At 51.5% G+C, this 13,131-nt stretch carries 16 protein-coding genes and 1 other annotated feature; of the genes, 9 read left to right on the top strand and 7 right to left on the bottom strand.

Features of this window, described 5'->3' with window-relative positions; genetic code table 11:
• Nucleotides 1-124 precede the first annotated feature (124 nt).
• Together LCD46_09115 and hxpB are read right to left on the bottom strand one after the other, a co-directional pair.
• The gene (locus tag LCD46_09115; protein ID UOY72447.1) at nt 125-715 is read right to left on the bottom strand and encodes a metal-dependent hydrolase; all 591 of its coding nucleotides are present in this window, start codon (nt 713-715) and stop codon (nt 125-127) included.
• 101 nt (nt 716-816) lie between these two features.
• Nucleotides 817-1,488, bottom strand: coding sequence for a hexitol phosphatase HxpB (gene hxpB, locus LCD46_09120; GenBank protein ID UOY72448.1), 672 nt, complete (start codon nt 1,486-1,488; stop codon nt 817-819).
• A 148-nt stretch (nt 1,489-1,636) separates the two neighbouring features.
• Here hxpB and LCD46_09125 point away from each other — a divergent pair, with 148 nt between their 5' ends.
• Nucleotides 1,637-2,173 (top strand): YniB family protein, encoded by a 537-nt coding sequence (locus LCD46_09125; GenBank protein UOY72449.1) that lies wholly within the window; start codon nt 1,637-1,639, stop codon nt 2,171-2,173.
• Between the two features lie 37 nt (nt 2,174-2,210).
• Here the strand turns inward: LCD46_09125 and LCD46_09130 are convergent, their stop codons facing one another.
• From LCD46_09130 to pfkB, 3 genes are all read right to left on the bottom strand, one after another.
• Nucleotides 2,211-3,071, bottom strand: coding sequence for a fructosamine kinase family protein (locus LCD46_09130; protein ID UOY72450.1), 861 nt, complete (start codon nt 3,069-3,071; stop codon nt 2,211-2,213).
• Nucleotides 3,072-3,176: 105 nt separating this feature from the next.
• Nucleotides 3,177-3,467, bottom strand: coding sequence for a type V toxin-antitoxin system endoribonuclease antitoxin GhoS (ghoS, locus tag LCD46_09135; protein UOY72451.1), 291 nt, complete (start codon nt 3,465-3,467; stop codon nt 3,177-3,179).
• 103 nt (nt 3,468-3,570) lie between these two features.
• A complete protein-coding gene (pfkB, locus tag LCD46_09140) occupies nt 3,571-4,503 on the bottom strand; it encodes a 6-phosphofructokinase II (GenBank protein UOY72924.1) in 933 nt (310 codons plus the stop codon).
• Between the two features lie 295 nt (nt 4,504-4,798).
• On the opposite strand from pfkB, the gene LCD46_09145 reads away from it, so the two are divergent.
• Complete coding sequence (locus LCD46_09145; protein ID UOY72452.1) at nt 4,799-5,557, top strand: YdiY family protein; 759 nt, start codon at nt 4,799-4,801, stop codon at nt 5,555-5,557.
• A gap of 80 nt (nt 5,558-5,637) precedes the next feature.
• Here LCD46_09145 and LCD46_09150 read toward each other — a convergent pair whose 3' ends face one another.
• Together LCD46_09150 and yncL are read right to left on the bottom strand one after the other, a co-directional pair.
• Nucleotides 5,638-5,745: a hypothetical protein gene (locus LCD46_09150; GenBank protein UOY72453.1), complete on the bottom strand. Its 108-nt coding sequence runs from the start codon at nt 5,743-5,745 to the stop codon at nt 5,638-5,640.
• A gap of 98 nt (nt 5,746-5,843) precedes the next feature.
• Complete coding sequence (yncL, locus tag LCD46_09155; GenBank protein UOY72454.1) at nt 5,844-5,936, bottom strand: stress response membrane protein YncL; 93 nt, start codon at nt 5,934-5,936, stop codon at nt 5,844-5,846.
• A gap of 324 nt (nt 5,937-6,260) precedes the next feature.
• Between yncL and thrS the strand changes: the two genes are divergently transcribed.
• From thrS to pheT, 7 genes are all read left to right on the top strand, one after another.
• Nucleotides 6,261-8,189: a threonine--tRNA ligase gene (thrS, locus tag LCD46_09160; protein UOY72455.1), complete on the top strand. Its 1,929-nt coding sequence runs from the start codon at nt 6,261-6,263 to the stop codon at nt 8,187-8,189.
• A 3-nt stretch (nt 8,190-8,192) separates the two neighbouring features.
• Nucleotides 8,193-8,735 (top strand): translation initiation factor IF-3, encoded by a 543-nt coding sequence (infC, locus tag LCD46_09165; protein ID UOY72925.1) that lies wholly within the window; start codon nt 8,193-8,195, stop codon nt 8,733-8,735.
• A gap of 97 nt (nt 8,736-8,832) precedes the next feature.
• Nucleotides 8,833-9,030, top strand: a complete 198-nt coding sequence (gene rpmI, locus LCD46_09170) for a 50S ribosomal protein L35 (protein UOY72456.1) — start codon at nt 8,833-8,835, stop codon at nt 9,028-9,030.
• Between the two features lie 50 nt (nt 9,031-9,080).
• Nucleotides 9,081-9,437, top strand: coding sequence for a 50S ribosomal protein L20 (gene rplT, locus LCD46_09175; protein ID UOY72457.1), 357 nt, complete (start codon nt 9,081-9,083; stop codon nt 9,435-9,437).
• Nucleotides 9,438-9,554: 117 nt separating this feature from the next.
• Nucleotides 9,555-9,679, top strand: a sequence feature (Phe leader region).
• A complete protein-coding gene (gene pheM, locus LCD46_09180; protein UOY72926.1) occupies nt 9,560-9,604 on the top strand; it encodes a pheST operon leader peptide PheM in 45 nt (14 codons plus the stop codon). It overlaps the preceding feature by 45 nt.
• A gap of 62 nt (nt 9,680-9,741) precedes the next feature.
• Nucleotides 9,742-10,725: a phenylalanine--tRNA ligase subunit alpha gene (gene pheS, locus LCD46_09185; protein ID UOY72458.1), complete on the top strand. Its 984-nt coding sequence runs from the start codon at nt 9,742-9,744 to the stop codon at nt 10,723-10,725.
• Between the two features lie 15 nt (nt 10,726-10,740).
• A complete protein-coding gene (gene pheT / locus LCD46_09190) occupies nt 10,741-13,128 on the top strand; it encodes a phenylalanine--tRNA ligase subunit beta (protein ID UOY72459.1) in 2,388 nt (795 codons plus the stop codon).
• The last annotated feature ends 3 nt before the right edge of the window (nt 13,129-13,131 follow it).

Raw genomic sequence — 13,131 nt, forward strand, 5'->3', positions numbered from 1 at the left:
CGTTCTCCTGATTTATTATGGGGTCGGTTTTTACCGATCCTGTTGGCGGAAGGTTAGCAGAAGTGTGATATAGCGCTTATATCCAAATGGAATGGGTTATGACAAATGAGATAGTTTTGTCTGTTTACCGTTCAATCTGGTGATGAATAAAACGATTGAACTGAAATTGCAGCGAATTAATCATCTGGGAAGACCAGCGGACTGCACTGTTTTCGGGCAATGTTTGCGGCATCCAGACAGCATAGGCAAACAGCGCCATGCACAATACGCGCTCAAGCTGGTTACCTTTCTGCGGTGCAAGGATGGGAAAACGGAAACGCCAGCGGCAGGGCCAAAGCAGCGGCACGCCCGCAGGCGTTAGCATATCGGCGAGAATATGGCTTAAATAGCCCAGCACCATCCCCTGGATGGCATCCGCGGGGACAATCCAGCTTTCGGGCACTTTTAAGTAGAAGAGCGTCAGCAGGCCAAATACGGCCAGCAGACTATGCGTAAATCCCCGGTGGCCAAACGCGCGAGCGATAGGTTTTGATACCCACTTAAGGCGTTGACCAAGGAAGGATTTGGGATGGTCAATGTCGGGCAGCAAACAGGTCAATACGGCGGAAGGGACAATATGCCACCAGTCCCCCTGCGCCAGCACGGGGGTAAGTTCAGCGTTTTTGGCAAATACTGCGCACGCAATAGAAAAAAGCAGGTGGCCTTCCGCCGTCATGATAAAACCCACAAAACTGTCAATTCATACAGTATAGGGTTTTTATACAGTAGGCGGAAGAGGTGACGGTGTAACTGTTTGTCACAAACCCAACGCAGGCATTAACCGCCCTGCAGGTGATGCGTCGTCAACCCGACCAGTGAAGTAAGCTTCACATCGGCAAGGGCAAACCGGGGATCGTGGCGGGTTTCTTCGGCTGGAACCACAATGGAGCGCATCCGTGCGGCTTTCGATGCCACCATACCGTTTACGGAGTCTTCCAGCGCAACGCAGTTGAGCGGATCAATACCCAGCTTAGCGGCACAGTCCAGATAGACCTGCGGGTGCGGCTTGCTGTAAGGCAATTTTTCTGCTGATGCCATCGCGTCGAAACTGTCGCGCAGTTCAAACATGATGAGCACTTTTTCCAGCATATGCAGCGGTGACGCCGAGGCCAAGCCGACCTTCAGTCCCTGAGCTTTACACAGCGCGACGGCTTCGCGTACGCCAGGCAACAGCGGCTTGTTCTCTTCGACCAGCGAGATGGCGCGGCTGATAATGCGCGCGGTCACTTCATCACGATCCGGGCCAACCCACGGCTGTTGGGCAAACCACAGATCGACGACCATATCAATGCGCAGGCCAAGCGTGTCTGGAAGTTCATTACGGCGGCTGATATCTACGCCAAGACTGGCGATGACGTCCAGTTCGGCGCGATCCCACAACGGTTCGGAATCGATCAGTAATCCATCCATGTCAAAAATTGCGGCAAGAATTTGGCGCGGTGTCGACATCACAACGTCTCCTTATCCAGGGTGTTCGACAGACGATAAGTGCTAAGCACAACCTGCAATTTAGCATATTGCCTTTAAAGATCGGGCGAAATTGATGACCAGCAGGTAGACTTAGGCTCAAATAACGCGTCTTTATGAAGAGGAACTGATGACGTATCAACAAGCTGGACGCATCGCGGTCTTAAAACGTATTGCTGGCTGGGTGATTTTTATTCCAGCTGTCATTTCTACGCTGATCTCTGTACTGAAATTTATGTACGATCACAGCGAAAAACAGCCGGGTATTAATGCGGTAATGCTTGATTTTGCGCATGTCATGATTGAGATGATGCGTTTTAACACACCATTCTTGAATGTCTTCTGGTTCAACTCACCCACCCCGGATTTTCATCAGCAACTGAATATCGGCTTTTGGGTCATTTACGCACTGATCTTTATCGCCCTCGCATTGCAGGCCTCTGGCGCACGAATGAGTCGTCAGACGCGCTTTCTACGCGAAGGGGTTGAGGATCAGTTAATTCTGGAGCAGGCTAAAGGCCCGGAAGGGATGAGTCGGGAGCAGATTGAATCCCGCATTGTTGTGCCGCGTCATACCATTTTTCTGCAAATTTTCCCGCTCTATATCCTCCCGGTGATCATCATTGTGGCGGGATACTTCTTCTTCTCGCTGCTCGGTTTTCTGTAACAGATAAGGGTGGCGAAATAGCCACCCTTATCTGCCTTCACGCGGCAAGTATACGTTCAAGGGCCCGCTGCGCGTTGACCAGGTGCTCCCCGCCAAACAGGATGGCTCGGTTCATCAGCGTATAAAGCTGATACACCGGCTGGCGATCGAGGAAACCGGGCGGCAGGGGGGAAACCGACTGGTACCCATCGTATATTTGCGGTGGCTGTTCCGGATGCAGCGGCAACATGGCCAGATCGCATTCTCTGTCACCCCAGTAGCAGGCCGGGTCAAAAATATAAGGGCCGTTGGGGCCTAGCGCGCAATTATTTGACCACAAATCGCCGTGTAGCAAAGAAGGCTGAGGCTGGTGGGATGCCAGACGCTGCTGAACGTGCTCAACGATGGCATCTATATTGCCAAATTCCAGCCCTTTTTCTGCGGCCAGCTCAAGTTGCCAGCCAATGCGTTGCTCAGCAAAAAACGTCGACCAGCGACGCTGCCAGGCATTAGGTTGTGGGGTAGTGGAGAGATCGTTGTCGAAATCGAGACCAAACTGCGGCTGGTCGCTCCATTGATGCAGGCGCGCTAACTGTTGGCCGAGAATGAAAGCATTATGGGCATCTAACGGACGGGCTGGGAGATATTCCATCACCAGAAAGCTGTAGTCTCGGTCACTCCCCACGGCCAGAACTTGTGGGACCGTCACCGTTTTACTGCGCGACAACAGTTCCAGCTGGTCAGCTTCGGCGGTAAAGATCGGAAGCAGTTCCCGCTCATCACATTTAACGAAAAGGTCGCGTCCAGCGTAGCGTAAATGCCACGCGGCGTGGATCTCTCCGCCTGGCAGTTCGTTACGCAGTTCAATTTCACCTTCACCCAGTTGCTCACTTAAAAGATGACTGATAGCCTGCCACATGTTGTCTCTCCCATGTTGTCTGCCAGATCATAAAGTTAGCGCATAATTGCGGTAAAAAAATACGAACTAACGCACACCTGAGCGGTTTAAATTCATGCAGGGCACTTATTGTTCTTTTTTCTTCCAGCTTTCCCAGGTTTCCACGTCAATTTCGGCAGGCTTGTCAGTCACGCTTTCCACCAGACTGGTGCCCAGCGCATGTACCTCTTCCTGGCTCAGGGGACTGATTATGCCGAATGTCAGCGTGCCTAAATCATGAACATTGCCCTCGTCATCCGTGAGCGTGAGGAGAAAATTAGCCCGGGTGAACGCGTTGTTGAGCTCATTCAGCTCGGTGAGCGATGCTTCATGAAGGTTGACGGTTACAACGTAGCGGGTGATGTCACCACTGCTCATAATTCACCTCATTGTTATCATGAAAGTTTTCTTAGCATAGTCGATAGTCTGTGTTTGGCGACTACGATGTGAATTTCCCCTCCATAAAGAAGGGGAACGGGTGTTAATTGCGTGACAGGTAATCAACGATTTTTTGCGTATCGGCCAGTGAACAGAGACGCGTGCCCTGGTTGATGGTTGCAGCACTCCCCGCCGCCACACCGTAGCGTGTCATTTCCAGCAGTGATGCGCCCTGTGCCAGTTTCAGCGTCATTGCACCGACCATGCTGTCACCGGCACCCACTGTACTCTGACTTTTCATTGGGGGTGGCACAACCTGAACGGACGACGATTCATCGACTGCCAGCGCCCCCTGAGGACCAAGGGAGACCACAACGCGTCGCGCTTTACCGCTGCGCACCAACTCCTGTGCGGCGGTGCGAACATCATCTGGTTGTGTCAGTTCGCGGTTGACCAGTGCACTCAACTCTTTCTGGTTGGGTTTAACCAGCTCAAGATTGCCAGGCACTAATGCAGCCTGCAGGGCATCGCCGCTGCTGTCGACAATGCAGCGGATCCCGCGTTGTTGTGCAGCCCGGATGAGCGCTGTTAATTTTTCCGTGCTCACGCCGGGTGGCAGGCTGCCGCTCACTACCAGCAGTGCACCGCTTTCTATCGCCAGCACTTTCTCTTCCAGTTGACGAAATTCATCATCACTGAGCTTTGCGCCAGGCATGACAAAACGGTATTGCTCTCCGCTTGACTCCACGTGTACATGCAGGTTTTGTCGTGTCCAGTCTTTGGCATCGACTGTCTCTACGGCAACATGCTCATCTGCCAGCAAAGAGATCAGGTGTTCACCGGTGGCTCCGCCTGCGGGGAATATTGCTGTCGCTTTACCGCCGAGGTGCGTAATCGCGCGCGCCACGTTGATACCACCGCCGCCTGGCTCAAAGACAGGGGGCGTGCAACGCAATTTACCTTCCGGGTAAATCTGGGGCGTCAGGGTGGCGGAATCAAGGGAAGGGGAGAGCGTCAGAGTGTAGATAGAAACCATCATTACCTCCTTTTAGTATGGGTTCTTATTAGTCTGGCACCATTTATCAGGAAGGCAATGTAAATAACAGTATGATTTTAAATATGAATAGGGATGAAATAACATTTTGGGGATATATAAAATAAAACGCAATTTGAGATCGTTCTTATTCAAAAAATGAAATAAGAAAACATTGCTATGTTATTTGCGGCTTTTTATAATTTGTTACCTTTCTCTGGACGCCTTGTCATTGATCCTCAAGAAAGATTCCGGGACCGTGTGGTCTCTTTTTTTGTTGTACGGACTCCTTAATAAAATGAAGCTTTTGAAGACAGTACCCGCTGCACTGATGCTGGCGGGTGGCGTGTTTGTGGCAATGAACGCGAGCGCCGATGATACCGTTTTTACTGTCATGGACGATCCCACCACCGCGAAAAAACCGTTTGAAGGTAACCTGAACGCCGGGTACCTGGCACAATCCGGTAACACGAAAAGCTCCTCTCTGACAGCGGACAGTACGCTCACCTGGTACGGTAACACCACCGCATGGTCTCTGTGGGGAAATGCCAGCAACACTTCCGCTAACGATGAACGCTCTTCCGAGAAATATGCGGTAGGCGGACGTAGCCGCTACAACATGACTGACTATGACTACCTGTTTGGTCAGGCAAGCTGGTTGACTGACCGCTACAACGGTTATCGTCAGCGTGATGTGTTCACTGCGGGTTATGGTCGTCAGTTCCTGAATGGCCCGGTACACAGCTTCCGTTTTGAATTCGGTCCTGGTGTTCGTTATGACGAGTACACCGATGGCGATACCAAAACCCAACCTCTTGGCTACGCTTCCGGCACCTATGCCTGGCAGATGACCGACAACACCAAATTTACCCAGGGTGTTTCAGTATTTGGTGCCGACGATACGACGCTGAACTCCGAGACAGCGCTGAACGTGGCTATCAACGAACACTTTGGTCTGAAAGTGGCTTACAACGTGACCTGGAACTCTTCACCGCCAGAAACTGCACCGGATCATACCGATCGCAGAACCACTGTTTCACTGGGTTATAGAATGTAATAATGGCGGGCCGATGAAGATGTCGGCCCGTTTTACATCTTAGGCCTGTTGACGTACTTTCTGATGACGACTATTCGCCTCTAGCCCCAAATCATTGCCGCCCAACGCAGTAACAGCATAGCGCCGCAGATGGCTATCAGCACCAGCACCATTTTCCAGTGTTTTACGGCAAATCGTTTTGTTGGCATAACCTAATCCTTGTTCCTTGATACGCATAGTCTATCAAACAGGGCAGAAAAATGCCCCATCGCAGGGCGCGATTAGGTTATACCCGCTTAGGTGAGGCTCAGAACCAGTGGAATCGTTCGGCGAGAATCAACAATAAACCTGTGGCTGAAAGGATGTTCAATATCACAACCGTTCTACTAGATACGTTCATGGTATGCACCTTTGGGTTTAATGACCTGTTCAAGAGTAGCCCATCATCTCTGGAATGCGAGCTCCGGGGATATGCAACCGGCAAATTCATGCAAAAGTGCCAGCACACCAATCTGCCAGCAGAGGGTGCAATCTCCCTTTTGTTAGTGTTAACATTGCAAGGCTTGCCGTAAATCGGACGTTGTCTGATTTTCCTGCGGGTGAATGATGACGAACCAATTTGACGATTGTTGGTCAGATGGTGTCGTAATCTATTGTCAAATCACGATTATTTTCTTTGTATATGCTCTTATGTGTGGGGCATCACTGCAAATAAGGATATAAAATGCCTGTAATTACTCTTCCTGATGGCAGCCAACGCCATTACGACCACGCTGTTAGCCCAATGGATGTTGCCCTGGACATTGGTCCTGGTCTTGCGAAAGCGACCATTGCTGGCCGTGTTAACGGTGAGCTGGTGGATGCTTCCGATCTGATCGAAAATGATGCAACGCTTGCAATCATTACAGCGAAAGACGAAGAAGGTCTGGAGATCATTCGCCACTCCTGCGCACACCTGTTAGGTCATGCCATCAAACAGCTGTGGCCAAACACCAAAATGGCGATCGGTCCGGTAATCGACAACGGTTTTTACTACGACGTTGACCTTGACCACACCCTGACTCAGGAAGATATCGACGCGCTCGAAAAACGTATGCACGAGCTCGCCGAAACGAACTATGACGTCATCAAGAAGAAAGTCAGCTGGCACGAAGCGCGTGAAACCTTCGTGAAGCGTGGCGAGAGCTATAAAGTCTCTATTCTTGATGAAAACATCTCCCATGATGACAAGCCTGGCTTGTACCATCACGAAGAATACGTCGACATGTGCCGTGGACCGCACGTGCCGAATATGCGCTTCTGTCATCATTTCAAGCTGATGAAAATCGCAGGCGCCTACTGGCGTGGCGACAGCAACAACAAGATGTTGCAGCGTATCTACGGGACCGCATGGGCCGATAAAAAAGCGCTGAATGCTTATCTGCAGCGTCTGGAAGAAGCCGCGAAGCGTGACCACCGTAAAATTGGTAAGCAACTTGACCTGTACCACATGCAGGAAGAAGCGCCGGGTATGGTGTTCTGGCACAACGACGGCTGGACCATTTTCCGTGAACTGGAAACCTTCGTTCGTTCCAAGCTGAAAGAGTACCAGTACCAGGAAGTAAAAGGCCCGTTCATGATGGACCGTGTGCTGTGGGAAAAAACCGGCCACTGGGACAACTACAAAGATGCGATGTTCACTACCTCTTCCGAGAACCGTGAATACTGCATCAAGCCAATGAACTGCCCGGGGCACGTTCAGATCTTCAACCAGGGTCTGAAGTCCTACCGCGACCTGCCGCTGCGTATGGCAGAGTTCGGTAGCTGCCACCGTAACGAGCCATCAGGTGCGCTGCATGGTCTGATGCGTGTTCGTGGTTTTACTCAGGATGATGCGCATATCTTCTGTACGGAAGATCAGGTACGTGACGAAGTTAACGCCTGTATTCGTATGGTCTACGATATGTACAGCACCTTTGGCTTCGAGAAGATCGTGGTCAAACTCTCAACGCGTCCGGAAAAACGTATCGGCAGCGATGAGACCTGGGATCGTGCAGAAGCGGATCTCGCCGTGGCGTTGGAAGAGAACGGGATTCCGTTCGAATACCAACTGGGCGAGGGCGCATTCTACGGTCCGAAAATTGAATTTACCCTGTATGACTGCCTCGATCGCGCATGGCAGTGCGGTACTGTACAGCTGGACTTCTCCCTGCCGCAGCGTTTAAGCGCCTCTTATGTTGGCGAAGACAACGAGCGTCAGGTTCCGGTAATGATTCACCGTGCAATTCTCGGTTCTCTGGAGCGCTTCATCGGCATCCTGACTGAAGAGTTCGCTGGCTTCTTCCCAACCTGGCTTGCGCCAGTGCAGGTCGTGGTGATGAACATTACCGATTCTCAGGCGGATTACGTTAAAGAATTGACGCAGAAACTACAAAATGCGGGCATTCGCGTAAAAGCAGACTTGAGAAATGAGAAGATTGGCTTTAAAATCCGCGAGCACACTTTACGTCGTGTCCCGTATATGTTGGTCTGTGGTGATAAAGAGGTGGAAGCAGGCAAAGTTGCCGTTCGCACCCGCCGTGGTAAAGACCTGGGCAGCCTGGACGTAAGTGAAGTGATTGAGAAGCTGCAACAAGAGATTCGCAGCCGCAGTCTTCAACAACTGGAGGAATAAGGTATTAAAGGCGGAAAACGAGTTCAAACGGCACGTCCGAATCGTATCAATGGCGAGATTCGCGCCCAGGAAGTTCGCTTAACAGGTCTGGAAGGCGAGCAGCTGGGGATTGTGAGTCTGAGAGAAGCAATCGAAAAGGCTGAAGAAGCTGGAGTAGATTTAGTTGAAATCAGCCCTAACGCCGAACCGCCAGTTTGTCGTATCATGGACTACGGCAAGTTCCTTTATGAAAAGAGTAAGTCTTCTAAGGAACAGAAGAAAAAGCAAAAAGTTATCCAGGTTAAGGAAATCAAATTCCGTCCTGGTACCGACGATGGCGATTATCAGGTAAAACTCCGCAGCCTGATTCGCTTTCTGGAAGATGGCGATAAGGCCAAGATCACGCTGCGTTTCCGCGGTCGTGAGATGGCCCACCAACAGATTGGTATGGAAGTGCTTAACCGCGTCCGTGACGATCTGAGTGAACTGGCAGTAGTCGAATCCTTCCCTACGAAGATCGAAGGCCGCCAGATGATCATGGTGCTCGCTCCTAAGAAGAAACAGTAAGGCCTTCAAGCAGCAAAATCTGTGGAGCCTTCGGGTTTCATAGGTTTTGTTCGCCTATGTTTCGTTTATTTAACAATGCGAAGTGGAAGTTATTAAGATGCCAAAAATTAAGACCGTACGCGGTGCTGCTAAGCGCTTCAAAAAAACCGGTAAAGGTGGTTTTAAGCACAAGCACGCTAACCTGCGTCACATTCTGACTAAGAAAGCTACCAAGCGTAAACGTCACCTGCGTCCAAAAGCCATGGTTTCTAAAGGCGATCTGGGCCTGGTAATCGCGTGCCTGCCGTACGCATAAGTCGTTAACGTTTAACTTTTTTAACTTAGAATAGATACAGGAGAGCACACATGGCTCGCGTAAAACGTGGTGTAATTGCACGTGCACGTCACAAGAAAATTTTGAAACAAGCTAAAGGCTACTATGGTGCGCGTTCACGCGTATACCGCGTTGCCTTCCAGGCTGTTATCAAAGCAGGTCAGTACGCTTACCGTGACCGTCGTCAGCGTAAGCGTCAGTTCCGTCAACTGTGGATTGCGCGTATCAACGCAGCAGCACGTCAGAACGGTATTTCTTACAGCAAATTCATCAACGGCCTGAAAAAAGCCTCTGTTGAAATCGACCGTAAGATCCTGGCTGACATCGCAGTATTCGACAAAGTAGCGTTCACCGCTCTGGTCGAAAAAGCGAAAGCAGCACTGGCATAAGCCAGTTGAGAGAGGGGGCTTAGCTCCCTCTTTTCATTTAACACCATCAGAAGATTGACTTTTACCGGTGCAACCTTTTCAATAAGGTCTTAACGGTATTTACCACACAAGGTAACGCAAGCATGAATGCTGCTATTTTCCGCTTCTTCTTTTACTTTAGCACCTGAATTCAGGAGGCTAGCGCGTGAAAGATGAAACGAAAAACAGCGCCAGATAAGCCTCCCGATGGAGGCTTTTTTTGTGCCTGAATTTGAGAGAATAACTCCACCAAATCGGTGTCTGCACCGACATAATGAGGAAAATCATGTCACATCTCGCAGAGCTGGTTGCCAGTGCAACAGCCGCCATTAATCAGGCCTCAGATGTTGCCGCGTTAGACAATGTCCGCGTCGAATATCTTGGTAAGAAAGGGCACCTGACCCTTCAAATGACAACCCTGCGTGAACTGCCGCCAGAAGAACGCCCGGCAGCGGGGGCGGTAATTAACGAAGCCAAAGAGCAGGTACAGCAGGCGCTGAATGCACGCAAAGCTGAGCTGGAAAGTGCAGTGCTGAATGCGCGCCTGGCTGCAGAGACTATCGACGTTTCTCTGCCGGGTCGCCGCATCGAAAACGGCGGTCTGCACCCGGTTACCCGCACCATCGATCGCATTGAAAGTTTCTTCGGTGAGCTCGGCTTTACCGTGGCGACTGGCCCGGAAATTGAAGATGATTATCACAACTTCGATGCCCTGAACATTCCTGGCCATCATCCGGCACGTGCTGACCACGATACTTTCTGGTTCGACGCCACGCGTCTGCTGCGCACCCAAACTTCCGGCGTTCAGATCCGTACCATGAAGGATCAGGAACCGCCAATCCGTATTATCGCGCCGGGCCGTGTATATCGTAACGATTACGATCAGACCCACACGCCAATGTTCCACCAGATGGAAGGCCTGATTGTTGATAAAAACATCAGCTTCACCAACCTGAAAGGCACGCTGCATGATTTCCTGAATAACTTCTTTGAAGAAGATCTGCAGGTTCGTTTCCGTCCGTCCTACTTCCCGTTCACTGAACCGTCTGCGGAAGTTGACGTGATGGGTAAAAATGGCAAGTGGCTGGAAGTGCTGGGTTGCGGCATGGTGCATCCAAACGTACTGCGCAACGTAGGTATCGATCCGGAAGTTTACTCCGGCTTTGCGTTCGGTATGGGCATGGAGCGTCTGACCATGCTGCGTTACGGCGTGACCGATCTGCGTGCATTCTTCGAAAACGATCTGCGTTTCCTCAAACAGTTTAAATAAGGGCAGGACAGAACAATGAAATTCAGTGAACTGTGGTTACGCGAATGGGTGAACACCACGCTGGACAGCGAAGCGCTTTCTAACCAGATCACCATGGCTGGCCTGGAAGTTGACGGCGTTGAGCCGGTTTCAGGTGCCTTTAATGGCGTGGTCGTAGGTGAAGTAGTTGAATGCGGCCAGCATCCTAATGCAGACAAACTGCGCGTAACAAAAGTGAATGTGGGCGGCGAGCGCCTGCTGGATATCGTCTGCGGTGCGCCAAACTGCCGTCAGGGGCTGAAAGTTGCTGTGGCAACTGTTGGTGCGGTACTGCCGGGTGATTTCAAAATTAAAGCCGCGAAACTGCGCGGTGAGCCGTCTGAAGGCATGCTGTGCTCGTTCTCCGAACTGGGTATTTCCGACGATCACAATGGCATCATTGAGCTGCCGCTGGATGCGCCAATTGGCACCGATATCCGTGAATACCTGAAGCTTGATGACAACACCATTGAAATCAGCGTCACGCCAAACCGTGCTGATTGCTTAGGTATCATCGGCGTAGCGCGCGATGTTGCGGTGCTGAACCAGGTTGAGCTGAACGTACCAGACATCACGCCAGTAGCTGCAACCATTACCGACACTCTGCCAATTCAGGTTGAAGCCGCCGATGCGTGCCCGCGTTACCTGGGGCGTGTTGTGAAAGGCATTAACGTTAAAGCGCCAACCCCTCTGTGGATGAAAGAGAAACTGCGTCGCTGTGGTATTCGCTCCATTGATGCGGTTGTTGACGTCACTAACTACGTTCTGCTGGAGCTTGGCCAGCCAATGCACGCGTTCGATAAAGATCGTATCGAAGGCGGAATTGTTGTACGTATGGCGAAAGAGGGTGAAACCCTGGTTCTGCTGGACGGCAGCGAAGCAAAACTGAACGCTGATACCCTGGTGATTGCAGATCATGGTAAAGCGCTGGCGATGGGCGGTATCTTCGGGGGCGAGCACTCAGGCGTGAACGACGAGACGCAAAACGTCCTGCTGGAATGCGCCTTCTTCAGCCCGCTCTCCATCACCGGTCGCGCACGCCGTCACGGCCTGCATACCGATGCCTCCCACCGCTACGAGCGCGGCGTTGACCCGGCGCTGCAGTACAAAGCGATGGAACGCGCGACCCGCCTGCTGATCGATATCTGCGGCGGCGAAGCTGGCCCGGTTATTGATGTGACAAACGAAGACACTCTGCCAAAACGCGCAACCATCACTCTGCGTCGCAGCAAGCTGGATCGTTTGATTGGGCACCACGTTGCCGATGCGCAGGTCACCGACATTCTGAAGCGCCTGGGCTGTGAAGTCACCGAAGGTCAGGACGAATGGAAGGCTGTTGCGCCATCATGGCGTTTCGACATGGAGATCGAAGAAGACCTGGTGGAAGAAGTGGCTCGCGTATACGGCTACAACAACATCCCTGATGAGCCTGTACAGGCGGGTCTGGTGATGGGCACCCACCGTGAAGCTGACCTGTCTCTGAAGCGTGTGAAAACCATGCTCAATGATAAAGGTTACCAGGAAGTGATCACCTACAGCTTTGTTGATCCGAAGCTGCAACAGTTGATCCATCCGGGCCAGGAAGCGCTGATCCTGCCAAGCCCAATCTCCAGCGAAATGTCCGCGATGCGTCTGTCTCTGTGGACGGGGCTGCTGGGTACGATTGTTTACAACCAGAATCGCCAGCAAAACCGTGTGCGAATTTTCGAAAGCGGTTTGCGCTTTGTACCGGATAATCAGGCAAATTTAGGCATCCGTCAGGATCTTATGCTGGCTGGTGCCATCAGCGGTAACCGCTATGAAGAGCATTGGGATCTGGCGAAAGGGACGGTTGATTTCTACGATATGAAGGGCGATCTGGAAGCAATTCTCGATCTGACCGGTAAATTATCTGAAATTGAATTCCGTGCAGAAGCCATTCCGGCACTGCATCCGGGGCAAAGTGCAGCCATTTATTTAGACGGCAAACGTGTTGGTTTCATTGGTGTTGTTCACCCTGAGCTGGAGCGTAAACTGGATCTGAATGGCCGTACCATCGTGTTCGAGCTGGAGTGGAACCCGGTTGCAGACCGCGTCATTCCTCAGGCGCAGGACGTGTCACGCTTCCCGGCGAACCGCCGTGATATCGCGGTTGTGGTCGCGGAAAATGTGCCCGCAGCAGATATTTTGGCCGAATGTAAGAAAGTTGGCGTAAATCAGGTAGTTGGCGTAAACTTATTTGACGTGTACCGCGGCAAGGGCGTAGCAGAAGGTTTCAAGAGCCTTGCTATCAGCCTTATCCTTCAGGATACCAGCCGTACACTCGAAGAAGAGGAGATTGCCGCTACCGTCGCCAAATGTGTAGAGGCATTAAAAGAGCGATTCCAGGCATCATTGAGGGATTGAACC

The organism is Enterobacter ludwigii, from assembly GCA_023023105.1.
Taxonomy (GTDB): Bacteria; Pseudomonadota; Gammaproteobacteria; order Enterobacterales; family Enterobacteriaceae; genus Enterobacter; species Enterobacter adelaidei.

Bases quoted from the DNA above. Each gene is read 5' to 3' on its own strand.
- rplT (UOY72457.1), top strand. From the start codon at position 9,081: ATGGCTCGCGTAAAACGTGGTGTAATTGCACGTGCACGTCACAAGAAA.
- LCD46_09150 (UOY72453.1), bottom strand. From the start codon at position 5,745: ATGCCAACAAAACGATTTGCCGTAAAACACTGGAAAATGGTGCTGGTG.
- ghoS (UOY72451.1), bottom strand. From the start codon at position 3,467: ATGAGCAGTGGTGACATCACCCGCTACGTTGTAACCGTCAACCTTCAT.
- LCD46_09145 (UOY72452.1), top strand. From the start codon at position 4,799: ATGAAGCTTTTGAAGACAGTACCCGCTGCACTGATGCTGGCGGGTGGC.
- yncL (UOY72454.1), bottom strand. From the start codon at position 5,936: ATGAACGTATCTAGTAGAACGGTTGTGATATTGAACATCCTTTCAGCC.
- thrS (UOY72455.1), top strand. From the start codon at position 6,261: ATGCCTGTAATTACTCTTCCTGATGGCAGCCAACGCCATTACGACCAC.
- pheT (UOY72459.1), top strand. From the start codon at position 10,741: ATGAAATTCAGTGAACTGTGGTTACGCGAATGGGTGAACACCACGCTG.
- LCD46_09115 (UOY72447.1), bottom strand. From the start codon at position 715: ATGACGGCGGAAGGCCACCTGCTTTTTTCTATTGCGTGCGCAGTATTT.
- rpmI (UOY72456.1), top strand. From the start codon at position 8,833: ATGCCAAAAATTAAGACCGTACGCGGTGCTGCTAAGCGCTTCAAAAAA.
- hxpB (UOY72448.1), bottom strand. From the start codon at position 1,488: ATGTCGACACCGCGCCAAATTCTTGCCGCAATTTTTGACATGGATGGA.
- pheS (UOY72458.1), top strand. From the start codon at position 9,742: ATGTCACATCTCGCAGAGCTGGTTGCCAGTGCAACAGCCGCCATTAAT.
- pfkB (UOY72924.1), bottom strand. From the start codon at position 4,503: ATGGTTTCTATCTACACTCTGACGCTCTCCCCTTCCCTTGATTCCGCC.
- LCD46_09130 (UOY72450.1), bottom strand. From the start codon at position 3,071: ATGTGGCAGGCTATCAGTCATCTTTTAAGTGAGCAACTGGGTGAAGGT.
- LCD46_09125 (UOY72449.1), top strand. From the start codon at position 1,637: ATGACGTATCAACAAGCTGGACGCATCGCGGTCTTAAAACGTATTGCT.